The sequence below is a fragment of the Polaromonas potterensis genome (assembly GCF_033446725.1).
Lineage (GTDB): Bacteria > Pseudomonadota > Gammaproteobacteria > Burkholderiales > Burkholderiaceae_C > Polaromonas.
In genome coordinates this window covers 50,338-72,167 of sequence record NZ_JAWQLX010000003.1, presented here as the reverse complement: position 1 = coordinate 72,167, position 21,830 = coordinate 50,338, and the positions used below count along the sequence as shown (strand labels likewise).

General features: G+C 63.0%; 23 protein-coding genes and 1 pseudogene. 20 read left to right on the top strand and 4 right to left on the bottom strand.

Annotated elements, in window-relative coordinates; all coding sequences use genetic code 11:
- Window positions 1-49: 49 nt before the first annotated feature.
- The gene (locus R6254_RS06445) at window positions 50-865 is read right to left on the bottom strand and encodes an IclR family transcriptional regulator (protein WP_318405343.1); all 816 of its coding nucleotides are present in this window, start codon (window positions 863-865) and stop codon (window positions 50-52) included.
- A 92-nt stretch (window positions 866-957) separates the two neighbouring features.
- Here R6254_RS06445 and R6254_RS06440 point away from each other — a divergent pair, with 92 nt between their 5' ends.
- The 14 genes and pseudogenes from R6254_RS06440 (at window position 958) to R6254_RS06375 (ending at window position 13,481) form a co-directional block, all read left to right on the top strand.
- A complete protein-coding gene (locus R6254_RS06440) occupies window positions 958-1,674 on the top strand; it encodes a 3-oxoacid CoA-transferase subunit A (RefSeq protein ID WP_318405342.1) in 717 nt (238 codons plus the stop codon).
- A 1-nt stretch (window position 1,675) separates the two neighbouring features.
- Window positions 1,676-2,317, top strand: coding sequence for a 3-oxoacid CoA-transferase subunit B (locus R6254_RS06435; protein WP_318405341.1), 642 nt, complete (start codon window positions 1,676-1,678; stop codon window positions 2,315-2,317).
- A 71-nt stretch (window positions 2,318-2,388) separates the two neighbouring features.
- A complete protein-coding gene (gene pcaF, locus R6254_RS06430; protein ID WP_318405340.1) occupies window positions 2,389-3,594 on the top strand; it encodes a 3-oxoadipyl-CoA thiolase in 1,206 nt (401 codons plus the stop codon).
- A 117-nt stretch (window positions 3,595-3,711) separates the two neighbouring features.
- Window positions 3,712-4,695, top strand: a complete 984-nt coding sequence (locus R6254_RS06425) for a Bug family tripartite tricarboxylate transporter substrate binding protein (protein WP_318405339.1) — start codon at window positions 3,712-3,714, stop codon at window positions 4,693-4,695.
- Between the two features lie 42 nt (window positions 4,696-4,737).
- Window positions 4,738-5,466: an SDR family NAD(P)-dependent oxidoreductase gene (locus tag R6254_RS06420; protein ID WP_318405337.1), complete on the top strand. Its 729-nt coding sequence runs from the start codon at window positions 4,738-4,740 to the stop codon at window positions 5,464-5,466.
- A 114-nt stretch (window positions 5,467-5,580) separates the two neighbouring features.
- The gene (locus R6254_RS06415) at window positions 5,581-6,591 is read left to right on the top strand and encodes a Bug family tripartite tricarboxylate transporter substrate binding protein (protein WP_318405336.1); all 1,011 of its coding nucleotides are present in this window, start codon (window positions 5,581-5,583) and stop codon (window positions 6,589-6,591) included.
- Between the two features lie 175 nt (window positions 6,592-6,766).
- Window positions 6,767-7,750, top strand: a complete 984-nt coding sequence (locus R6254_RS06410) for an NAD(P)-dependent oxidoreductase (RefSeq protein WP_318405334.1) — start codon at window positions 6,767-6,769, stop codon at window positions 7,748-7,750.
- Between the two features lie 114 nt (window positions 7,751-7,864).
- The gene (locus tag R6254_RS06405; RefSeq protein ID WP_318405332.1) at window positions 7,865-9,208 is read left to right on the top strand and encodes an amidohydrolase family protein; all 1,344 of its coding nucleotides are present in this window, start codon (window positions 7,865-7,867) and stop codon (window positions 9,206-9,208) included.
- A 66-nt stretch (window positions 9,209-9,274) separates the two neighbouring features.
- Window positions 9,275-10,231, top strand: coding sequence for a Bug family tripartite tricarboxylate transporter substrate binding protein (locus R6254_RS06400; protein ID WP_318405330.1), 957 nt, complete (start codon window positions 9,275-9,277; stop codon window positions 10,229-10,231).
- Window positions 10,231-10,647 (top strand): annotated as a pseudogene (locus R6254_RS06395) (prephenate dehydrogenase/arogenate dehydrogenase family protein); the annotation flags it as partial. The gene R6254_RS06400 and the pseudogene R6254_RS06395, both read left to right, overlap by 1 nt.
- A 202-nt stretch (window positions 10,648-10,849) precedes the next feature.
- Window positions 10,850-11,107, top strand: coding sequence for an NAD-binding protein (locus R6254_RS06390; RefSeq protein WP_318405328.1), 258 nt, complete (start codon window positions 10,850-10,852; stop codon window positions 11,105-11,107).
- Between the two features lie 8 nt (window positions 11,108-11,115).
- Complete coding sequence (locus R6254_RS06385) at window positions 11,116-12,177, top strand: maleylacetate reductase (protein ID WP_318405326.1); 1,062 nt, start codon at window positions 11,116-11,118, stop codon at window positions 12,175-12,177.
- Between the two features lie 55 nt (window positions 12,178-12,232).
- On the top strand, window positions 12,233-12,841 hold the full coding sequence (locus R6254_RS06380) for a hypothetical protein (protein ID WP_318405324.1): 609 nt from the start codon (window positions 12,233-12,235) through the stop codon (window positions 12,839-12,841).
- A 7-nt stretch (window positions 12,842-12,848) separates the two neighbouring features.
- The gene (locus R6254_RS06375; protein WP_318405322.1) at window positions 12,849-13,481 is read left to right on the top strand and encodes a tRNA-uridine aminocarboxypropyltransferase; all 633 of its coding nucleotides are present in this window, start codon (window positions 12,849-12,851) and stop codon (window positions 13,479-13,481) included.
- Between the two features lie 32 nt (window positions 13,482-13,513).
- On the opposite strand, the gene R6254_RS06370 is transcribed toward R6254_RS06375, so the two are convergent.
- Together R6254_RS06370 and R6254_RS06365 are read right to left on the bottom strand one after the other, a co-directional pair.
- Complete coding sequence (locus R6254_RS06370; protein WP_318405321.1) at window positions 13,514-15,220, bottom strand: FAD-dependent oxidoreductase; 1,707 nt, start codon at window positions 15,218-15,220, stop codon at window positions 13,514-13,516.
- Between the two features lies 1 nt (window position 15,221).
- The gene (locus R6254_RS06365) at window positions 15,222-16,151 is read right to left on the bottom strand and encodes a LysR family transcriptional regulator (RefSeq protein WP_318405319.1); all 930 of its coding nucleotides are present in this window, start codon (window positions 16,149-16,151) and stop codon (window positions 15,222-15,224) included.
- Window positions 16,152-16,403: 252 nt separating this feature from the next.
- Between R6254_RS06365 and R6254_RS06360 the strand changes: the two genes are divergently transcribed.
- From R6254_RS06360 to R6254_RS06340, 5 genes are read left to right on the top strand one after another with little or no spacing between them, the layout of a single operon-like run.
- Window positions 16,404-17,240 (top strand): intradiol ring-cleavage dioxygenase, encoded by an 837-nt coding sequence (locus R6254_RS06360; protein WP_318405317.1) that lies wholly within the window; start codon window positions 16,404-16,406, stop codon window positions 17,238-17,240.
- 31 nt (window positions 17,241-17,271) lie between these two features.
- Window positions 17,272-17,625 carry a Dabb family protein gene (locus R6254_RS06355; RefSeq protein WP_318405315.1) on the top strand — a complete coding sequence of 118 codons (354 nt, stop codon included), beginning with the start codon at window positions 17,272-17,274 and terminating at the stop codon, window positions 17,623-17,625.
- Window positions 17,618-18,223 (top strand): nuclear transport factor 2 family protein, encoded by a 606-nt coding sequence (locus R6254_RS06350; RefSeq protein WP_318405313.1) that lies wholly within the window; start codon window positions 17,618-17,620, stop codon window positions 18,221-18,223. The genes R6254_RS06355 and R6254_RS06350 overlap by 8 nt, the downstream gene beginning before the upstream one ends.
- A gap of 5 nt (window positions 18,224-18,228) precedes the next feature.
- A complete protein-coding gene (locus tag R6254_RS06345; RefSeq protein ID WP_318405311.1) occupies window positions 18,229-19,239 on the top strand; it encodes a Bug family tripartite tricarboxylate transporter substrate binding protein in 1,011 nt (336 codons plus the stop codon).
- A 37-nt stretch (window positions 19,240-19,276) separates the two neighbouring features.
- Window positions 19,277-19,861, top strand: a complete 585-nt coding sequence (locus R6254_RS06340) for a malonic semialdehyde reductase (protein WP_318405309.1) — start codon at window positions 19,277-19,279, stop codon at window positions 19,859-19,861.
- 13 nt (window positions 19,862-19,874) lie between these two features.
- Here R6254_RS06340 and R6254_RS06335 read toward each other — a convergent pair whose 3' ends face one another.
- Window positions 19,875-20,759 carry a LysR substrate-binding domain-containing protein gene (locus R6254_RS06335; protein ID WP_318405307.1) on the bottom strand — a complete coding sequence of 295 codons (885 nt, stop codon included), beginning with the start codon at window positions 20,757-20,759 and terminating at the stop codon, window positions 19,875-19,877.
- A gap of 146 nt (window positions 20,760-20,905) precedes the next feature.
- Here R6254_RS06335 and R6254_RS06330 point away from each other — a divergent pair, with 146 nt between their 5' ends.
- Window positions 20,906-21,799 (top strand): dioxygenase family protein, encoded by an 894-nt coding sequence (locus tag R6254_RS06330; protein WP_318405305.1) that lies wholly within the window; start codon window positions 20,906-20,908, stop codon window positions 21,797-21,799.
- Window positions 21,800-21,830: the final 31 nt, after the last annotated feature.

The window sequence follows — 21,830 nt, the reverse complement described above, 5'->3', positions numbered from 1 at the left end:
CCCTCGGGGGGCAGCGCAGCACGCAGTGGCCAGCGTGGGGGCGACTGACTCAGTTTCGCTGAACGCTGAGCAGGCGCGAGATGGTCTGCGCCGCGGCCAGCAATTGCGGCAACATGGTGTCCTGCATGACCTTGGCGCTGGTCCGGTTGGCCTGGCCACTGATGTTCAGCGCCGCCACCGTGCGTCCCAGCCTATCCTGAATCGGTGCAGCCATGGATACCAGGCCTTCTTCCAGTTCCTGGTTGACCAGGCACCAGCCCTGCTTGCGGGTTTGCGCAAGTTTCTGGCGCAACGCGTCCAGGTCGGTGACCGTGTGCCGGGTCAGCGCTTCGGGCCGGGAGGCTTTCAGGCGGGCCATGGCTTGTTCTTCCGGCATGGCGGCCAGCAAGACCCGACCCAGGGACGTGCAATAAGCCGGCAAGCGCGAGCCGACACCTAACGTGATGCTCATGATCTTGTGGGTGGACACACGCAGCACATACACAATGTCCGTGCCATCCAGCACCGCGGCCGAACATGACTCCCTGACCGCTTCAGCCAGGTTTTCCATCACCGGCTCGGCCAGGTTCCAGATGGGCATGGACGACAGATAGGCAAAACCCAGGTCCAGAATGCGCGGCGTCAGTGAAAAATACTTGCCGTCGCTGTCCACGTAACCCAGTGTCTGCAGGGTCAGCAAAATGCGCCGCGCGCCGGCACGTGTCAGCCCGCTGCGCGCCGCCACTTCGCTCAGCGTTTGTTGGGGCGACTGGGCGCTGAAGGAGCGGATCACCTCCAGCCCACGCGCAAAAGACTGGACATAACTGTCACCCGGCGTGGGGCCGGGTTGCTGGTCAGGACTCCGGGGCGATGCTGCGATTGCCATGGTGGGGAAAATCTCCTAAAATTCATTATACGAACATTTGTTCTACATAAGAACAAATTTCTTTTTTTGATCCTTATTGCGGAGACAGCTTCATGATCAACAAGATTGCCCGCTCGATTGCCGATGCGTTGGCGGACGTGAAAGACGGTTCCACCGTGCTGATTGGGGGCTTTGGCACCTCCGGCATTCCCAGTGAATTGATTGATGGGCTGATAGCGCAGGGCGCCAAAGACCTGACGGTGGTCAATAACAACGCCGGTAACGGCGAGGTGGGCCTGGCGGCGCTGCTCAAGACCGGCCGCGTGCGCAAGGTGATCTGCAGTTTTCCGCGGCAGGTTGACAGCCAGATTTTTGACGCCCTGTACCGCAGCGGCCAACTGGAGCTGGAGCTGGTGCCACAAGGCAATCTGGCCGAGCGTATTCGCGCCGCGGGCGCCGGCATAGGCGCATTTTTCTCGCCCACCGGTTATGGCACGGAACTGGCCAAAAACGCCGATGGTTCGGCCAAGGAAACCCGTGAAATCAAGGGCAAGCATTATGTGCTGGAGATGCCGATTTACGCCGACCTAGCACTCATCAAGGCCGAGCAGGGCGACCGCTGGGGCAATCTGACTTACCGCATGGCGGCGCGCAACTTTGGCCCGGTGATGGCCACCGCCGCGAAAAAGACCGTGGCCACCGTGCATGAGATTGTGGAACTCGGCGCGCTGAATCCGGAGAACATCGTGACTCCTGGCATTTTTGTCCACCAGATTGTGAAAATTGACCGTGTGGCCACGCAGGCTGGCGGCATCAAACAGGCCGCATGACATGACTTACCAAAAACGCAGCAAAGACCAACTGGCCGCCCGCGTGGCGCAAGACATTCACGACGGCGCGATCGTCAACCTGGGCATAGGCATGCCGACCTTGGTGGCCAACCACATTCCTGCCGGCCTCGAGGTCGTGTTGCACAGTGAAAATGGCATTTTGGGCATGGGCCCGGCACCGGCCGAAGGTGAAGAAGACTACGACCTGATCAATGCCGGCAAGCAGCCGGTGACCTTGCTCAAGGGCGGGGCTTTTTTCCACCATGCCGACAGCTTTGCCATGATGCGCGGCGGCCACCTGGACATTTGTGTGCTGGGCGCCTTCCAGGTCTCAAGCACCGGTGACCTGGCCAACTGGAGCACCGGCGAGCCCGGCGCGATTCCCGCCGTGGGCGGCGCCATGGATCTGGCCATAGGCGCCAAGCAGACCTGGGTCATGATGGACTTGCTGACCAAAAAAGGCGAAAGCAAAGTGGTGGCGCAGTGCAGCTATCCGCTCACCGGCATCGCCTGCGTCAAGCGCATCTACTCCGAGCTGGCCACGCTGGAATGCACGCCGGACGGCCTCAGGCTCATCGACAAGGTCGACGGCCTGGAACACGCTGAGCTGGAAAAGCTGCTTGGCCTGCCTGTCGCCGTGTAAGGCGTTTAGATATCTTCAACACCCCTGCGTTGTGCCTGAGCCAGGCCAACACAGACTCTGGAATTTCAATCATGACCACACAAGCTTTTATCTGCGATGCCATCCGTACCCCCTTCGGCCGTTACGGTGGCGCGCTCAGCAGCGTGCGCGCCGACGACCTGGGCGCGGTGCCTATCCGGGCGCTGATGCAGCGCAACCCGAATGTGGACTGGGCGGCCGTCACCGATGTGATTTATGGCTGCGCCAACCAGGCCGGCGAAGACAACCGCAACGTGGCGCGCATGTCCGCCTTGCTCGCCGGCCTGCCGATTGAGGTGCCCGGCGCCACCCTGAACCGCCTGTGTGGTTCCGGCCTGGATGCCGTGGGCACGGCGACGCGTGCCATCAAGTCCGGCGAAGCCGGCCTGATGATCGCCGGCGGCGTCGAAAGCATGAGCCGCGCTCCGTTTGTGATGCCAAAGGCCGAGTCGGCCTTCAGCCGCAACAACGCCGTGTATGACACCACCATTGGCTGGCGCTTTGTGAACAAGCTGATGAAGGCCCAGTACGGCGTGGACTCCATGCCTGAAACCGCCGAAAACGTCGCCACCGACTTCAAGATCGAACGCGAAGCCCAGGACCGCATGGCGCTGGCCAGCCAGCTCAATGCCGTGGCCGCGCAAAAAGCCGGTCACCTGGCGCGCGAAATTGTGGGCGTGACGATTCCCCAGAAAAAGGGCGACGCCATCGTCGTCGACAAGGACGAGCACCCACGCGAAACCAGCCTGGAAGCGCTGGCCAAATTGAAAGGCGTGGTACGCCCCGATGGCACGGTGACCGCCGGCAACGCCTCGGGCGTGAACGACGGCGCTTGCGCCTTGCTGCTGGCCGACGCAGTCAGTGCCGCCAAATACGGCTTGACACCACGTGCCCGCGTGGTTGGCATGGCCACGGCCGGCGTGGCGCCGCGCATCATGGGTTTTGGCCCCACGCCCGCCACGCTCAAGGTGCTGGCGCAAACCGGCCTCACGCTGGACCAGCTCGACGTGATCGAGCTCAACGAAGCCTTTGCGGCGCAAGGCCTGGCTGTGTTGCGCGCGCTGGGTCTGAAGGACGACGATGCCCGGGTCAACGCCTGGGGCGGTGCGATTGCGCTAGGCCATCCGCTGGGTGCCAGCGGTGCGCGTCTGGTCACCACCGCCGTCAACCGCCTGCACGCCACCGGCGGCCGCTACGCCTTGTGCACCATGTGTATAGGCGTGGGCCAGGGCATTGCGCTGATTCTGGAGCGGATCTGATCGATTTGCCAATGGGCAGCGATTGGGTTGCTATTGAATTAATAGCTTTCTGCGCCCGTCGAACGGGCGCTAGAGGTCTATTTGATTTACAGATTTCATATGGATAAGAAGACAGTCATGCTTTTCAACACCTTTGCATCACGCCGCAAGCTGTTGCTGGCCGCGCTCGCGTCGGTCTGTGTTCCCGTTTGGGCTCAAAACATCAAACCCCTCAAAATCGTCGTGCCTTTTGCACCCGGTGGGGGCAATGATGTCTTTGCCCGCCAGATGGCCAAGAGCCTGGGCGAGTTGCGTAACCAGAGCATCATCGTGGAGAACAAGCCGGGCGCAGGCGGTAACCTGGGCACCGAGCAGGTGGTGCGCAGTGCGGCGGATGGTGCGACGCTGTTGCTGGGGCATTCCGGCACGGTGTCTATCAATCCGGCGCTGTACAAGGGTCTCAAATACGACCCGCAAAAGGATTTGGCGCCTGTTGCCATGTTTGCGTCGTCAGCGCTGGTGCTGGTGGTTCCGGCCTCGTCAAGCGTCAAAACGGTGGCCGACCTGGTGGCTTTAGCCAAATCGAAGCCAGGCAGCCTCAATTACGCGTCCAGTGGCAGCGGCACCGGAGGGCATCTGACGGGCGAGCTGTTTGAACAAAAGAGCGACGTGAAAATCAACCATATTCCCTACAAGGGCACCGCGCCAGGCCTGACGGACCTGGTGGGCGGCCAGGTACAGATGATGTTCAGCGTCATTCCACCGGCACTCGCCCTGGTCAAGAGCGGCCGCCTGCGGGCGGTGGCGGTGACGGGAAGCAAACGGGCGCCTTCCATGCCGGATGTGCCCACCATCGCCGAGTCAGGCATTGCCGGCCTCGGTGGATTCGAAAGCACGCTGACTTACGGCCTGCTGGCGCCGTACAACACGCCCGATGCCCTGGTTAAAGAGTTGTCCAGCCAGATTCTCAAGGTCGCCGCGAGCGTCGAATTTCAGTCCAAGCTTGGCGTCGAAGGTGCGGTTCCGATGCTCGGTGGCCCCGCCGACTATGCTGGCCTGATCAGGAAAGAAAGCGCCAAGTGGGCCGAGATCGTGAAGCTATCGGGCGCCACGGTTGAATGAGGCGTGCGGCGTTAGTTGTGATGCATAGAGTAGAAAGAATCAATGAATAAGCAAGAAGTGACCGTGGTGACGGGTGCCAGTTCCGGTATTGGCCGCGCCATCGCCGAGGCGCTGCTGGCGCAAGGCCGCCGCGTGGTCAACCTCGACTACGTGCTGCCGGACTGGAGCCACCCGAAGCTCATCTCCTATCAGGCCGACCTGACCCAGGAAGCATCCACGCGCGATGCCGCCGCCGAGATCGCAGCGAAGCACCATGTGACGGCGCTGGTCAACAACGCCGGCGCCACCCGCCCCGGCACCATAGACACCGCCACGACGGCTACGCTGGACGACGTGGTTGGCCTGCACCTGCGCGCGCCCATGCTGCTGACGCAAGCCTTTCTGCCCAGCCTGCGCGCCTCGGGCCAGGGCCGCATCGTCAACATGTCCTCACGCGCCGCTCTGGGCAAGGCGGACCGCATCGTTTACTCCGCCACCAAGGCCGGCATGATAGGCATGACGCGCACCCTGGCCATGGAGCTGGGGCGTGACGGCATCACCGTCAACGCCATTGGCCCCGGGCCGATTGCCACCGAACTGTTCCGCAAGAGCAACCCCGAGGGAGCGCCGCAAACGCAGCGCATCCTGGACAGCATTGCGGTGGGGCGCATGGGCACGGTAGAAGACGTGGCGCGCGCGGCACTGTTCTTCTTGTCGCCCGACAACGGTTTTGTGACCGGCCAGGTGCTTTATGTGTGCGGTGGCACCACCTTGGGTGTGGCGACTATCTGATTTTTTCGCTCCTGATGGGGCTTTTCCCTTCCCGGCTTCGACCCTGCGATCCACAAGATCAGCCGTTGGCGCATGACCGGGACTTTCGCTCTCCTTCTCTAGAAAGACTTCTCCATGTCCCGCATTTCCAATTCTGGTCGCCGTCAATTTGCGCTGCGCAGCCTGAGCGCCGCCGTGGCCCTGGGCACCGGCTTGTTGGCCAGCATGCCCGCCGCCGCACAAGCGGCTTACCCGAGCAAGATCATCACCATGGTTGTGCCTTTCTCCGCAGGCGGCACCACCGATATCCTGGCGCGTATCGTGAGCCAGGCCTTGACGACAGAGCTGGGCCAGTCCGTCATCGTCGACAACCGCGCTGGCGCGGGCGGCAACATTGGCGGGCAGGCCGCGGCCCGCGCGCCAGCTGACGGCTACACCCTGTTCATGGGCACGGTCGGTACACACGCGATCAATGCGGCACTGTATAAAAAAATGCCCTTCGATCCAATCAAGGACTTTGCACCCCTGACCCGCGTGGCCAATGTGCCTAACTTGTTGGTGGCCAACCCCAAGCAGCCCTTCAAGAACGTGAAGGAACTGATCGCCTACGCCAAGGCCAATCCGGGGACACTCAACTTTGGCTCTTCGGGCAGCGGCAGCTCCATCCACCTGTCGGGTGAGCTGTTCAAGACCATGGCCAAAGTCGACATGCAGCATGTGCCTTACAAGGGCAGCGCGCCGGCCGTGACCGACCTGCTGGGCAACCAGATCGCCATCATGTTCGATAACATGCCTTCGGCCATTCAGCATGTGCGTTCGGGCAAGCTGGTGCCGCTCGCCGTCACCACCGCCAAACGGTCGCCCGAGCTGCCTGATGTGCCAACCATCGCTGAAGCCGGCGTGCCTGGTTACGAGGCGACCTCGTGGTTTGGCCTGTTCGCGCCCGCGGGTACACCACCGGCCGTGGTGGCCAAGCTGAACACCGCCATCGTCAAGGTGCTGGCCAAGGCCGACGTCAAGAAGAAAATCAACGAGCAAGGCGCCGAGGTCTACAGCGAAACGCCCGAGCAGTTCTCCGCCTTCATCCAGAAGGAAGCTGTGAAGTGGGGCAAGGTGGTGCGCGAGTCCGGCGCCAGCGTGGACTGAGACTGACGCAACACCGGGCCGTCGCCGGTTTCTAGAGTGCCTTGCGGCATTCTTGCGCCCGGTCCGAACAAGCGCATCCTCTCCTCGCCTGAGCGCCCTCCCAAGCCGCACAAGGTGCGGCTTTTCTTTTGGCGCTTTTTTCCACGAAAGGGAAAACTGATTTCCGCTGGATTCCTTGAACCCCGGCAGGCCCTGCTGCACACTGGCCGGCGTCAACAGGAACAAGGAAAACACAATGAGCAAGCGCATCGGATGGATAGGGCTGGGTCGCATGGGCGAGGCCATGGCCAAACGCCTGATCAAGGCCGGCAACGAAGTGAGTGTGTGGAACCGCACGGCGTCCAAAGCCGCACCGCTGGCCGAATATGGCGCCACCATCGTCGGCAGCAAGCAGGACCTGGCCAGCTGCGACATCGTGTTCACCATGGTCTCCACCACCGACGATCTGAAGCAGGTCCTGTTCGGCGAGGGCGGTCTGGTGGCGGGCACGGCCAAACCGAAAATTGTCGTGGACAGCTCGTCGATCTCGCAGGAAGGTTCGGCCGACATCCGCGCGCGGCTGGAGGCCATGGGTGTCGGTTACCTGTGTTCGCCGGTGTCGGGCAATGCCAAGGTGGCCAAGGCCGGCAAGTTGCTGCAGGTGGCTTCGGGCCCCAAGGCGCTGTACACGGAAGTCGAGCCTTATCTGCAGGCCATGGCCCGCAAGGTCATGTGGGTGGGTGAGGGCGAGTTGGCACGCATCTGGAAAATTGCCCACAACACCATGTTCGGCGTGATCATCCAGAACCTCTGCGAGATCACGGTGCTGGCCGAAAAAGCCGGCATCCCGCGCCATATCTTTCTGGAAAGCATCAACGACTCGGTGCTGGGCTCCATGTACACCAAGTACAAGACACCCATGCTCACCAACCTGAGTTTCGACCAGGTCACTTTCACGCCCAAACTGCTGCTGAAAGACATGGACCTGGGGCTGGGTGCGGCGCGGGCGCACGGCGTGGCCATGCCGGCCGCCGCCGCCACACGCGAGTCGGTCGCACGCATGGTGGGGCGTGGCCATGAGGACATCGACTTTGCGGTGTTGCTGCTGGAGACCGCCAAGGATGCGGGCCTGGAACTCAAGCCCGAAAACGTCAAGATGAGTGACGGATTGGAGTCATGACCCCCACGGTCGCCCACTGCGTGTGGCTCCCTGCCCCCCGAGGGGGCCGTGTTTCGCCTTGGGGCGGCCCGGCGGCGAAACCAATGTCGTCGATCTGGCGCGGAGTGTCTTGATATGTCTCGTACCCTGATCCGCGGCGCTACTATCGTCACCATGGATGCCCTGGGCGATCTGCCCCAGGGCGACATCCTGGTCACGGGTGACAGCCTGACCGAGATTGCGCCGCGCATCCAGGCCGATGATGCGCAGCTGGTGGACGCGACGGGTCACATCATCATCCCGGGCCTGATCAATGCCCACATGCACACCTGGCAAACCGCCTTGCGCGGCTTGGCCGCCAACTGGACCTTGCTGGAGTATTTTCAGAAAATGCACGCCGGCCTGGCCACGGTGTTCACACCGGATGACCTCTACATCGCCACCTTGGTGGGCTCGCTGAACCAGCTCAATTGCGGCACGACCACGCTGGCCGACTGGTGCCACAACAACCCGACACCGTCCCACAACGACGCGGCGATTGCGGGCCTGCTGGCCTCCGGCATCCGTGCGGCTTTTTTTCACGGCACGCCCAAGCCCGATCCGCAGCCAGGGCAGGCACCGTTCTGGGAAGTGCCGCATCCTCGCGCCGAGATCGAACGCCTGCTCAAGGCCCAGCAAGGCCAGCCGCTGCTGAGTGTGCAGGCGGCCGTGCTGGGGCCGCATTATTCAACGCTGGAGGTCGCGCTGCACGACTTCGCCATGGCCAAAGACCTGGGCCTGATTGCCTCCTTGCACCAGGGCGGCGGGCCGGCGCGTACCCCCGACGGCTGGGAAAAACTGGAGGCCGCCGGCCTGCTGGGTGCGCACATCAACATCGTGCACGGTCACGCGCTGAATGATGTGCAGCTCAAGCGGTTTTGCGAATTGGGCATGAGTTTTTCCGCCGCGGCCGAAAGCGAAATGAGCCAGGGCCACGGCCACCCGCTGACCGGCCGCCTGCGCGCCTTTGGCCGCGCACCGTCGCTGGGGGTAGATCTGGAAAGTGTGCTCAGCGGCGACATGTTGTCGCAGGCGCGTGTGGCGCTGGGCATACAGCGCTCGCTGGACAACGTCGCCTACCGCGAAACCCACGGCACGATTCCACCGACCTCAACCATCACGACACGTGAAGCGCTGTCCTGGGTCACGGTCGAAGGCGCCCGCATGCTTCAGCAGTCGCACCGCATCGGTTCGCTGGCGGCCGGCAAACAGGCCGACCTGGTGCTGATACGGGCGAGCGACCTCAACATGCAGCCGGTGCATGACCCGGTCAACTCGGTGGTGATGCAAACCTCGCTGGCCAACATCGACAGCGTGATGGTGGCCGGGCAGTGGAAAAAACGTCACGGCCAGTTGCTGGGCGTGGACTTGGCGCCGCAACTGGCGGCCTTGCAGGCGTCGGGACAAAAAATCGCGAAAGCGTTGTCGCTATCAAAGTAATAGCTGATTGCGCTTGTATCTAAAGGGCGGAGACCCGTTTTTATCTTAAACCCAGGAGACAACACCATGAAACGCTTCACGCTTCTCGTTCTCAGCCTGCTGGCCATGGGCGGCGCGCTGGCCCAGGGCTATCCCAGCAAACCCATCAAGTTTCTCGTGCCTTTCACGGCCGGCAGTGGCACCGACCTGATAGCCCGCAGCATCGCCGACACCATGAGCAAAAGCATGGGCCAGCCCATCGTGATCGAAAACAAGCCGGGTGCCGGCGGCACCATTGCGGCTGGCCAGGTCGCCAAGGGGGAGGCCGACGGCTACACCGTGCTGGTGCATTCCTCGGGCCATGCGCTCAACCCGGCGATTTACAGCACCATCGGTTACGACACCCTCAAGGACCTGACCGGCATCACGCCGCTGGCGGCTCTGCCCAACGTCTTGGTGGTGAATCCGGCCAAAGGCTGGAAGTCCCTGGCCGATCTGGTGGCGGCCGCCAAGGCCAAGCCGGGCCAGCTCAACTACGCGTCGGCCGGTGTGGGCAGCGCGACCCACCTCAACGCGGAAAAATTCCGTCTCCAGGCCGGCATTGACGCCCTGCATGTGCCTTACAAAGGCACGCCCGAGGCCATGACCAATGTCATAGGCGGCAGCAACGACTGGTTTTTTGCACCGCTGGCCTCGGCCCTGCCGCTGGTGAAAGACGGCAAGCTGCAGGCGCTGGCGGTCAGCACGCCGAATCGTTCGCCGTCCCTGCCGCAGGTGCCAACCACGGTCGAGGCCGGCGTGCCGGGGTCGGACTACACCTTCTGGGTCGGCATGATTGTGGCCAGCACCACGCCCGCACCCGTGGTCAAACGCCTGCACGAAGAAGCGATCAAGGCCATGGCCAACCCCGAGGTCAAGGAGCGTATGAACAAGCTGGGCGCCGACCCCTTCCCGATGTCGGTCGAGGCCTTTAATGCCTTCATCAAGACCGAAGTCGAGGCCGCCGCGCGGATTGCCAAGGCGGCCAATCTCAAGGGCCAGTGATGACCGTGGTGCATGTCGTCGGCGTGGGCAAGATGGGCTTGCCCATGGCCCAACATCTGCAGGCGGCCGGCCATGCGGTGACGGTCAGCGACCCCAGCGAAGAACGCCTGCAGCTTGCGCGCCGGCAAGGCCTGTCGGTCGCGGACGATGTGGATGCCGCCCTGGGACGTGCCGACGTGGTCTTGTCTTCGCTGCCCGACGACGCGGCCCTGCGCCAGGTGGCGGCCCAGGTGGCGCGCACCGTCCGACGCGGTGCGGTTTATGTGGACACCAGCACGGTCTCGCAAGCGGTTTCTGCCGAAGCCGGCCAGGTGCTGGCGGCGGCCGGTGTGTTGTATCTGCGCAGCACGGTGTCCGGCAACAACAAGATGGCCGAGGCGGCGCAACTCACGGTGATGGTCTCGGGGCCGCGTGTCGCGTATGACGCGGTGCTGCCCTTGCTCCGGCTGTTCGGGCCGCAGCAGTTTTACCTGGGTGAGGCCGAACAGGCGCGCTTGATGAAACTGGTGGTCAACCTGATGATTGCGCAGACCAGCGCCATGCTGGCAGAAGCCCTGAGCCTGGGGCGAAAGGGCGGACTCAACTGGCAGGACATGTGGCAGGTTGGGGGCCAGTGCGGTGGCCTCACCCATCGTCCAGGCCAAGGCCGTGCAGCTCAGCGCGCGCGACTTCACACCGACCTTCACGGTGGTGCAGATGATCAAGGATCTGGATCTGATTCTGGGTGCGGGCGAAGCCGTGCAGGTGCCGCTGGCACAAACCGCGCTGACACAACAACTGATGGTTGCGGCCCTGGCCCAGGGTGATGGCCAGCAAGACTATGCGGCCATCATCAAAACTGTCGAGCGCAGCGCCGGTTTGGCAACTGATTTATAAGTGAAGCCATGAAAAACTTTATCTACAACGGCCAGGCGGGTCGGGTTGTGTTTGGCGCCGGCAGCCTGCAGCACCTGGGCCGCGAGATTGACACGCTGGGCGCGTGCAAGGCGCTGGTTTTGTCCACCCCCGAGCAGCGTGCCTCGGCCGAAATGATTGCCGACCTGTTGGGGCCGCGTGCTGTCGGGGTGTTTGACCGCGCGGTCATGCATGTGCCGATGGAAACCGCGCGGGAAGCGCGGGAACTGGCCCGCCGCTTGGGTGCCGATTGCGCGGTTGCCATCGGTGGCGGCTCCACCACCGGGCTGGGCAAAGCCATTGCGCTGGACTCGGGCCTGCCCATTCTGGCCATTCCCACGACCTATGCCGGCTCGGAGATGACCACGGTGTATGGCATCACCGAAGCCGGTCTCAAAAAAACCGGCAAGGACATCCGGGTGTTGCCGCGCACCGTGATTTACGACCCCGAACTGACCCTGAGCCTGCCGGTGCGCATGAGTGTCACCAGCGGCATCAACGCGATTGCCCATGCCGCCGAAGGCCTGTACGGGGTGGACAGCAACCCCATCATGGATTTGATGGCCAAAGAGGGGATTACCGCCATGGCGCGGGCGCTGCCAGCTATCAAAACCGTAGCGAGCGACATCGATGCCCGAAGCAGCGCCCTGTACGGCGCCTGGCTCTGCGGCATCGTGATGAGCAATGTCGGCATGGCCTTGCACCACAAGTTGTGCCACACGCTGGGCGGCAGCTTCAACCTGCCACATGCCGAAACCCATACCGTGGTGCTGCCGCATGTACTGGCCTACAACGCGGCCGCGGCGCCCCAGGCCATGCAGGCCATTGCCGCCGCACTGGGCGGCAAGAGCGCGGCGCAAGCGGTGTTTGACCTGGCCAAAGACAACGGGGCACCGGTGGCCTTGCGTGATATCGGCATGAAAGAGGCCGACCTGGACAAGGCCTGCGACATGGCCATGCAAAACCAGTACCCCAATCCGCGCCCGCTGGAGCGGACGGCGATACGCCAGTTGCTGCAGGATGCGTTTGAGGGCGCACGGCCGAAGGTTTAAGGCGGGCGGGTGACCACTACACTTGGGCCTTAACAATCGACCCTTGAATGTAGTGATGGATATTATTTTTCTGCTGCTGGTACTGGCAGCCTTTGCTGTTTTTCGACTCAAATCCAAAGACCAGGGCCGGCGTATTGCCTTGCTGGGCAGCCACCTGGGCCAACACCAGATCGAAAAACTGATGGAAAGCCTGACCGACGGTTATCTGCGCGCGCTGGGGGAAAAAGACGCTGAGCGCCAGACACAAATCTGGAATCTGCTGGCTACTTCCGAGCAGGCCTTGTGTGACCAGTTTGATCGTTTTGTGGCCGATTTTTCCAAAGTGGATGCCGACAGCACCCGTGTGAGCAAACTGGCTGTGGCCATTCCTTTTGCCGACAAGCTGTTTCCCGCCGCCACCTTCGATTTGCGCCAGGCCCTGGCGATTCACGCCCAGGGCATCCACCGCGCGGTGAAAAACGAGGCGCAGCGCTCGCCCAAAAACAAGGCCTTCACCGTGTCGGCCGAGTTGTTTTTGATGCAACACACCTGCCACTGGTACTGCCGCTCCAAAACCGTGGCCTCCGCACGTATGCTGGCCCGGCACAAAACCGCGTATGCGCAGCTGCTGGCGTCCGTGGACCCCGAGACCCGCCAGGCTTATGGCGCCCTCGTCGGCGCCTGAACACGTGGTGGCAACTTCAGCCGCCACTCACAAAAGGCAGCACTGCGCGGCCTGCCTGCGCCCGCAAAGTGCCTGCATCTGCCCATGGATCACGCCGTTGGCGCTTCAGGTCGAGGTCTTGATCCTGCAACATCCGCTGGAGGTGGACAACACCAAAGGCACAGCGCGCCTGCTGCAGCTGAGCCTGCCGAACAGCCAGCTGCTGACGGGTGAGGTGTTTGACCCGCAACTGCTGGCGGACAGCCCGAAACACCAGCTGCTGCTCTACCCGGAGATCGCGAACGAGCAGGCGCTGGGTCTGCCGACGCCGCCGATGCTGGATCCGGCGTGTTTGTCTGATCCTGCGAAACTGCGCCTGATCGTGCTGGATGGCACCTGGCGCAAAAGCCGCAAGATCTTGTACCTCAACCCGCTGTTGCAACAACTGCCGCGCCTCTCGCTGCGGGACATGCCGGCGTCCAGTTACCGGATCCGCCGCGCCCATGCGCCGGATCAGCTCTCCACGCTGGAAGCTACTTGCGCCGCGCTGGCGCAACTGGAGGGGGATGCGGAAAAATTCCAGCCGCTGCTGGCCGCGTTTGACGGTTTTGTGGCGCAGCAGTTGAGCTACCGGTGCGGACCGGATCTTCAAGGAAAATAGGCCTCTAGCCCAATAAGGACGGGCGCAGTCAGCTATGAAAGGTGTAGCGAATCCGGCGCCTGGACTGCTGGCGCCTGGTGCACCGGGTGGCCGCTCGCCTGGGCCAGCACCTGCCTGGCCTGGTCGGCATTGCTGCCGCGCCAGGCGACGATCTGGTCCGGGCGGATCAGGACCAGCGGCGCTTCGTACAAGGCCCGCAGGGGAGGGGCCGACTGCGTCAGCAATTTCAGGTCCAGCCCCAGCTCGGCCGCGCCGGCGACAAAAGCCTGGGTGTCGGGCGTATCAGCACCCAGGACCAGCAAGGTCCACTCGAAGTTGAAGCGGTCGTACAGCGACGCGCCGTCGTCCAGCCAAGCGTGCGGCGCCCGCCCGCCGGGGCTGGCCGTGGGCACGTAGCTGCTGGCTTGATCCGGCGGCGGCGTGCTGCCGTCCTTGACGATCAGCGGCGAGTCGTCGTAACGCCCGCCAAAAGTCACGCCGGGAATGTTGAACTCCAGCCGCACATGGCGGTTGAGGTAGTCGGCGGCGCGCTCGCGTTCGGCCTGGCCGGCAGCATCGTCGTGCTCCAGCAGGGGCGAGGCGTTGAACATGCCGACCGAGTCGGCAAAACGCTGCGCATAGGCGGTGTTTCGGATGGCCAGCGGCTGGCGCTCCAGTTCGTAGCTGTCCAGCAGCTGCGGCGGGGCGGCGCCATGGACCACGGCGGCGAGTTTCCAGCCGAGGTTGACGGCGTCTTCCACCGCCGTGTTGTAGCCGAGCCCGCCGGTGGGCGTGAACAAATGGGCCGCGTCGCCGCCGATGAAGACCCGCCCGCGCTGGAAATGCTGGGCCACCAGTGAATGCCCGGCGGTCCAGGTGCCGACCGACAGGACCGCTATGGGCAGGTCGGTGCCCATGGCCTCGTTGAAAATCCGCTGCGCGTCATCGGCGGTCCAGGCCTCGGCGTCCTCGCCGGCATGCACGGCGGCGTGAAAGGCAAACTCGGACTGGCCATCGACCGAGGCCATGAAGGCGCGGCGCTGCGCGTTGACGGACACGTACATCCAGGCCGGCGCGTGTGGCAGGGCGCCGTAAAAGCCCGGCGCGCGCAGGTAGACGGCAAACATCTTGCCGCCCATGAACTCGCGCTTGATGCCGCTGGCGCCATCCCAGGCAATGCCCAGCGTGTTGCGGACCAGGCTGCGCGCCCCGTCGGCCCCCACGAGGTAGCGGGCGCGGACGGCAGTGGGCGCGGTCGCCCCCTGGGCGCGCACCTGCGCCAACACGTGGGTGCCGACATCGTCAAAACTTTCTAGGGCCCAGCCATAACGCATATCGATGCCGGGCAGGCGCTCGGCCTGCTGGCGCAGTGTGGCCTCCACGTATTTCTGCGAGATGCGGTGCGGCAGCTCGGCCGCACTCCAGGAGCCGCCCAGGTGCCGGATTTTTTCGGTGGCTTGCGCGGCGGTGGGCAGGGGCAGGCGCGCCAGCTCATGGCCGACATAACGCGTGAAGTAGGCGATGTCCGTGGGGTGATCGGCCGGCAGGCCCTGGGCGCGAATGTCCTGCGCAAAACCGAGTCGCCGGAAATGCTCCATGGTGCGCGCCTGCGTGGCATTGGCCTGCGGGTTGAAGGCCGTGCCGGGCTTGGGGTCCAGCAGCAGGCAGGACACGCCGCGCCGGCCCAGCTCATTGGCCAGCATCAGGCCGCAAGGGCCGCCGCCAGCGATCAGCACGTCGGTCTGAAGAATCTCCGCCATCTCAGTAAACGCCGAAGCGCCCGGTCCATTTGCGCTCGTAGTTCATCTTCTCGAAATGTTCGGCGACGAAGTCGATGAAGGTGCGCACCTTGGCGGACAGGTGTTTGCGGCTGGGATAAGCCAGGTTGATGGTCAGGCGCGGCAAGTCCCATTCATCGAGTACCGGCACCAGGCGGCCGGCCACGATGTCGTTGTAGACGATGTAGCTGGGCTGCACCAGAATGCCCAACCCGTCCAGGGCCGCAGTGCGCAGGATCTGGCCGTCGTTGGATTCCAGCAAACCCTTGACCGTGACCGTGGTGGTTTCGCCATCACGTGTGAAACGTAACTCGTTCGGGTTGTTGGCGTAGGTGTAGATCAGCAGCTTGTGGCGCTGCAGGTCTTCCAGCGTTTTTGGGAAACCGTGCTGCGCAAAATAACGCGGCGACGCCGCCAGGATACGTCGGGTTTCGGCCAGGCGGCGTATGGTGATGTTGGAGTCGGGCTCGATCTCGCGCGTGCGTATCGCCACATCGATGTTGTTGTCAATGATGTCCAGGTAGCGGTTGGCGGCCTCGATGTGCACGGTCACATTGGGGTAACGCTGCGTGTATTCGCGCAGCAGCGGCGCCACGTGGTGCAGTGAAAACGACAAGGAGGCCGTGATGCGCAACATGCCAGTCGGGTTCAGCGCCGTGGCATTGACCGCGGACTCCGCGTCTTTCAGATCGGCGAGTATGCCTTTGGCGCGGCTGAAAAACTCCTGGCCGGTGTCGGTGAGGTAGAGCCGGCGGGTGTTGCGCTCCACCAACCGCGCGCCCAGGCGTTCTTCCAGCGCCGACAAATGGCGGCTTGCGGCCGCGTTCGAGAGATCCAGGCTTTCGGCGGCACGGCTCAGGCTGCCGGTTTCCGCCACCTGCACAAACAGTTCGATTTCAGTCCAGCGATCCACGCCCGGTCTCCTGCATGCTTGATGCGATGTGTTGTTGGCTGCCCGCATTGTGGCGCGGTGCTGGCCTTCTTTTTTCCACCGCGTGGAAAAGTCATTTGCGCCAGCGCGCTTTTCCAAATTGTCGCCGCCACCTATATTTGCAGCCAAGAGAGCTAACCCGAAGGAATGTATGGACCCCCACGCTCACATTGGTGCGCTGCCCCCCGAGGGAGCATCAGCCTTCTTTGAGGCGGCTCGGCTAAAGGCCTGCGCATGCGCAACCTGAACCAGGACACCATCACCCAGGCCGTGATTGCGCGTTTTGCCGGCACGCCCGATGCGCGCCTGAAAGAACTCATGACCAGCCTGGTGCAACACCTGCATGCGTTTGCGCGCGAGGTCAAACTGACCGAGGCCGAGTGGCTGGCCGGCATTGAGTTTCTGACCGCCACCGGCCAGAAATGTGACGACAAACGCCAGGAATTTATCCTGCTCAGCGACACCTTGGGCCTGTCCATGCTGACCGTCACCATGAACAACGACAAACCCCAAGGCTGCACCGAGGCCACAGTGTTTGGCCCCTTTCACGTCGACGGTGCGCCGCACTACGACCACGGCGCGGACGTGGCCAACGGCGCGGCCGGCGAGCCCTGCCTGGTGCGGGGCCGGGTGTTGGGCCTGGACGGCGAGGCCGTGGCCGGTGCCGTGATCGAGGTCTGGCAGGCCGATGCCGAGGGCAACTACGACGTGCAATACCCCGAGCTGAAAAAACACCAGGCGCGTGGTGTGCTGGCGTCGGGCGCCGACGGCAGCTTTCACTTCAAGACCATCGTGGCCGAGGCTTATCCCATTCCCGCCGATGGGCCGGTGGGCGACATGTTGCGTGCCACGAATCGCCATCCCTGGCGGCCGGCGCACCTGCATTTCATGATCAAGGCCCCGGGTTATGAAACGCTGGTCACGCATGTGTTTCGCAACGGCGACAACTACCTGGACTCTGACGCCGTGTTTGGTGTGCGCCAGTCGCTGGTGGCCGACTGGGTGAAACAAGCCGACGGGGTTTATCACCTCGACTTCGACTTTGTCCTCAACCCGGACACGAAGCAGTGAGCCCGGGCTTGGTACCAGCCGGGTGCGCCGCATGATCAAACACATCGTCATGTGGAACCTGCGCGGCGACACGCCGGCGGAAAAAGCCCAGAGCATAGCCCTGCTCACGCGCAGCTTCGAGTCGCTGCGCGGGCGTGTACCCGGGTTGATGCATCTGGAGATAGGGGTCGACACCAGCGCTGTCGACTATGCCTGCGACGTGGTCTTGTATTCGGAATTCGAAACCCAGGCCGCGCTGGAGGCCTATGCCAATCACCCCGAACACATACGCATCAAACACGAGCTGACAGACCTGCGTATCGCGCGCCACCAAGTGGACTACGAAGTATCGGCGGGTGGCAAGCCGGAACCCAAGAATCAACAAGAGGAGACGGTCAATGAGTGAACACATGGAAAACGAACTGCTGATCCGCCAGATGCTGGAACGCTGGGCGGTCTGGCGCGACGCTGGCGACTGGGAACGTTTTTCCAGCGTCTGGCACCCGGACGGTGTGATGATGGCCACCTGGTTCCAGGGGCCGTTCAAGGACTTCATCCGTGTCACGCGTGAAGGCTGGGAAAAAGGCGTGAGTATCCTGCATTTTCTCGGCGGTTCGGCCGTCGAGATGGCGGGCGAGCGTGCGATCGCGCAGACCAAGATGACGATCTCGCAGCGCGGCATGGTGGAAGGGGTTTTGTGTGACGTGGTTTGCACTGGCCGTTTCTACGATTTTGTGCAAAAACATGAAGGCCAGTGGAAGCTGCTGCACCGCCAGCCGATTTACGAAAAAGACCGCATCGACCCGGTGGATTCTTCCGCCCGCCTGGCGCTGGACCCGCAGGCGCTGGCTGGTTTCCCCGAGGGTTACCGCCACCTGGCCTATATCCAGACGCGTATTGGTTACACCGTCAAGCTGGACATGCCCATGCTCAAGGGCCCCGTGGTGGACGCCTTGTACCAACGTGGCACGCGCTGGCTGGCCGGCGGTGTGCTGGAGCGGTGATCGGCATGAACACACCGACTTTTCCCTGGAGAAATTTTCTCAAACTCAGGGCGTTGGCCGTGGCTTTTGGCCTTGTCGCAGCGACCTGTTTCCCGCTGGCCCAGGCGCAAGCCAACAACTACCCCAACAAGGTGGTCAAGGTCATTGTTCCGCAACCGCCGGGTGGTGGTTTCGACTTTGTTGGCCGCCTGCTGGCCGACCGCATGGGCAAGCAGATGGGGCAGAGCTTCATTGTCGAAAACAAACCCGGCTCGGGCACGCTGGTGGGCACCGACTTCGTGGCCAAATCCGCGCCCGATGGTTACACCCTGCTGGTCGGCTCGGTGTCCAACCTGGCGCTGAACCCTGGCCTGTACCGCAACTTGCCTTACGACAGCCTGAAAGACTTTGAGCCGCTCGGACTGGCCGTGGGTTACAGCTATACCTTGATGGCGCGCAAGGACTTGCCACTGACCTCGCTGAAAGAGGTCGTGGCCTATGCCAAGGCCAATCCGGGCAAGCTGACTTATGCCTCGGCCGGCAACGGTTCGGGCCAGCATGTGCTGCCGGCCGCATTGTGGCATCTGGCGGGTGTGCAGATCACCCATGTGCCTTATCGCGGCGCACAGGCCGCCTATCAGGACTTGCTGGGCGGTCGGGTGGACCTGTTTTTTGACCTCTCACCCACGGCGCGTGTGCAGGTCGATGGCGGCACGGTCAAGGCGCTGGCCGTGTCGGGCGGGGCGCGCAACCCCATGCATCCCGAGGTGCCCACGGTGCTGGAAACTGGTGTGGCCGCGCTGGAACTGGAGTCCTGGTTCGGCTACTTTGCGCCGGCCAAAACACCGCCTGAGATACTCAGCCGCTTGCGCACCGAGCTGGCCCAGGTGATCGCCGCGCCTGACGTGGGCGAAGCCTTCCGCAAGGCCGGTGGCAAACCCATGAGCCTGAACGCCGGCGACACCCGGGCACTGGTGCAGCGCGACGTGCAGCGCTGGACCAAGCTGATCCGCGACGCCGACATCAAGGCGGAATAAAGCGCCATTTTTTTACTGTTGATTGAAAAGCAAACCCATGAAAATCTCCCCTGAATGCCTGGACCAGTTGTTCCTCAAGGCGCGTACCGCCAACGGATTTCTCGACAAACCCGTGGCCTTGTCCTTGTTGCGCGAGGTGTATGACATCGCGAAGATGGGCGCCACGTCGATGAACACCCAGCCGACCCGGTATGTCTTTCTGGTGTCGCTGGAATCGCGTGCGCGCCTGCTGCCGGCGCTGTCGCCCGGCAACCTGGACAAGACACGGGATGCCCCGGTCACGGTGATCGTGGCCAATGACACCCAGTTTTACGAACACATGTCCCAGGTCTGGCACAAGCCGGGTGCCAAGGAAAACTTCGAAGGCAATCCCGGCCTGGCGCAAGGCACGGCGACCCGCAACGGCACTCTGGGTGGCGCCTACTTCATGACCGCGGCGCGGGCCCTGGGCCTGGACTGCGGCCCCATGAGCGGCGTAGACCTGGCCAAGGTGAATGCCGAGTTTTTCTCCGACGGCCGCCTGCAGGCCAACTTCCTGATCAACCTCGGTTACGGCGACGATGGCAAGCTGTTTGACCGCAACCCGCGGCTGTCTTTTGAACAGGCGTGTACGGTCCTGTGAGTCCGCGCAGGCATCACCCGATCTGGCCTGCGGCCCGGCGGATGATGTCTGCAAAATGCTTGAGGGTGGGCGAGCGTGTGGCGCCTTTTTGCCAGAGCAGGCCCGGTGTGCGGATGGGTACCGGGTCCTCCAGCGGTACGGCACGCAAGTCGGCCGAGGGTGTCACGGCGGTCTCGCCGAAGATGCCGGCCAGGTCCGTCTGCCGGATCAGCTCGAACATGGGCCAGATCGAGTTGAGTTGCGCGACGACCAGCGGCGTGGCTCCGGCCGCTTCAAAACATTCGTCCAGCAGTTGCCGCGTCAGGTATTCCTTCGGCAGCAGGACCATGCGCACATGATGCAACTCCACCATGCGAACGCGCCGCCGTTTTGCCAGCGGATGCGAGGCCGCCACGACCAGCCGCAATTCTTCGTTGTACAGGGGCTCGAACCACAGGCCCGTGCCGTCGGCCGGCCGGTAAGACACGGCCAGGTCCAGCTCGCCCGAGGAAATACGCCTGGCCAGCATGTCCCCCGACAACTCTTCCACCACCACCTGGATGTTCGGGTAGTGGTGCAAAAAGGTGGAGACACACAGCGGCACCATGCGGGTGTTGAAACTGGGCGTGGTGCCCAGGCGGATGGTGCCCGAGAGGAACTCTGCGTCACCGCGCAGCGCCTGCACGCCCCGATCGATTTGTTCCAGCGCCGGTGTCATGTAGGTACGCAGGATTTCACCGGCCTCGGTCATCCGGATTTTCTTGTTGCTGCGGTCAAACAGCGCGACGCCGAGTTCGTCCTCCATCTGCTTGATCTGGTGCGACAGCGTTGATTGGGTGACGTGTAAGCGCTCGGCGGCGCGCGTGAAATTCAGGGTTTCGGCGATGGCGTCGAAGTAACGGACATGACGGAGTTCCATGGAGAAAGCCTCGGTTTTTTACCATTGATGGCATCGATGATAACGGTGGAAATTAATCACTTCCAGGACATGACATGAACTCCTAGACTCGCATTGCTTTCCCATGCCAGGCCCCCGGGGCGAACGATTAAAAAGGAGACAAGAAGATGGCGCAACTCGAAGCACAAGACCTGGCCCAAGCCGTGGTGGAGCGTATGGCGGACTGCCCCGACGCGCGGTTCAAACAGGTGATGACCTCCCTCGTGAAACACGCCCATGCCTTTGTGCAGGACGTGCAGCTCACGCCCGACGAATGGATGACCGCCATTCAGTTTCTGACGGCCACCGGCAAGATGTGTGATGAGAAACGCCAGGAGTTCATCCTGCTGTCGGACACCTTGGGCCTGTCGATGCTGGTGGTCGCCATCGACCAGGCCAAAGGCGCCGCCGCGCACCAGGCCCGTGTCGGCGTTGATACACCTACCGAGGCGACCGTGCAAGGTCCTTTTTACTGGGAAGGTGCACCGGTGCTGGAACTGGGCGCCGACATCGGTGAGGGCAATTCCGGCGAGCCCTGTTATTACCATGGCCGCGTGACCGACCTGGCCGGCCAGCCGCTGGGCCACTGCGCGGTGGACGTGTGGTCGGGCGATGGCGAAGGTTTTTACGACATGCAAAAGGGCGAGGACGCCGGCATGGCCTTGCGTGCGCGTTTTTACACAGACGCCGATGGCAACTACCGTTTCTGGTCCATCAAGCCAGCGTTTTATCCCGTGCCCGCCGACGGCCCGGTGGGCGGCATGTTGCACCGCATGGGCCGCCACCCGAACCGACCAGGCCACATGCACATGATGCTGCAGGCGCCCGGACATGAGCGCCTGACCACACACATTTTTGTGTCCGACAGCCCCTACATCGACTCCGACGCCGTCTTCGGCGTGCGTAACAGCCTGATCGTCGACTTTGATGCACACCCTGCAGGCCCGGCCCCGGGCGGCCGGGTGATGACGAAACCTTTTCACAGCGCCAGGTACGACTTTCGGCTGGTCGCCAACGCCTGAACCCACCCATCCCCATTGACTGGAGAACACA

Bases quoted from the DNA above. Each gene is read 5' to 3' on its own strand.
- R6254_RS06445 (WP_318405343.1), bottom strand. From the start codon at position 865: ATGGCAATCGCAGCATCGCCCCGGAGTCCTGACCAGCAACCCGGCCCC.
- R6254_RS06440 (WP_318405342.1), top strand. From the start codon at position 958: ATGATCAACAAGATTGCCCGCTCGATTGCCGATGCGTTGGCGGACGTG.
- R6254_RS06435 (WP_318405341.1), top strand. From the start codon at position 1,676: ATGACTTACCAAAAACGCAGCAAAGACCAACTGGCCGCCCGCGTGGCG.
- pcaF (WP_318405340.1), top strand. From the start codon at position 2,389: ATGACCACACAAGCTTTTATCTGCGATGCCATCCGTACCCCCTTCGGC.
- R6254_RS06425 (WP_318405339.1), top strand. From the start codon at position 3,712: ATGCTTTTCAACACCTTTGCATCACGCCGCAAGCTGTTGCTGGCCGCG.
- R6254_RS06420 (WP_318405337.1), top strand. From the start codon at position 4,738: ATGAATAAGCAAGAAGTGACCGTGGTGACGGGTGCCAGTTCCGGTATT.
- R6254_RS06415 (WP_318405336.1), top strand. From the start codon at position 5,581: ATGTCCCGCATTTCCAATTCTGGTCGCCGTCAATTTGCGCTGCGCAGC.
- R6254_RS06405 (WP_318405332.1), top strand. From the start codon at position 7,865: ATGTCTCGTACCCTGATCCGCGGCGCTACTATCGTCACCATGGATGCC.
- R6254_RS06400 (WP_318405330.1), top strand. From the start codon at position 9,275: ATGAAACGCTTCACGCTTCTCGTTCTCAGCCTGCTGGCCATGGGCGGC.
- R6254_RS06385 (WP_318405326.1), top strand. From the start codon at position 11,116: ATGAAAAACTTTATCTACAACGGCCAGGCGGGTCGGGTTGTGTTTGGC.
- R6254_RS06380 (WP_318405324.1), top strand. From the start codon at position 12,233: ATGGATATTATTTTTCTGCTGCTGGTACTGGCAGCCTTTGCTGTTTTT.
- R6254_RS06370 (WP_318405321.1), bottom strand. From the start codon at position 15,220: ATGGCGGAGATTCTTCAGACCGACGTGCTGATCGCTGGCGGCGGCCCT.
- R6254_RS06360 (WP_318405317.1), top strand. From the start codon at position 16,404: ATGCGCAACCTGAACCAGGACACCATCACCCAGGCCGTGATTGCGCGT.
- R6254_RS06355 (WP_318405315.1), top strand. From the start codon at position 17,272: ATGATCAAACACATCGTCATGTGGAACCTGCGCGGCGACACGCCGGCG.
- R6254_RS06350 (WP_318405313.1), top strand. From the start codon at position 17,618: ATGAGTGAACACATGGAAAACGAACTGCTGATCCGCCAGATGCTGGAA.
- R6254_RS06345 (WP_318405311.1), top strand. From the start codon at position 18,229: ATGAACACACCGACTTTTCCCTGGAGAAATTTTCTCAAACTCAGGGCG.
- R6254_RS06340 (WP_318405309.1), top strand. From the start codon at position 19,277: ATGAAAATCTCCCCTGAATGCCTGGACCAGTTGTTCCTCAAGGCGCGT.
- R6254_RS06335 (WP_318405307.1), bottom strand. From the start codon at position 20,759: ATGGAACTCCGTCATGTCCGTTACTTCGACGCCATCGCCGAAACCCTG.
- R6254_RS06330 (WP_318405305.1), top strand. From the start codon at position 20,906: ATGGCGCAACTCGAAGCACAAGACCTGGCCCAAGCCGTGGTGGAGCGT.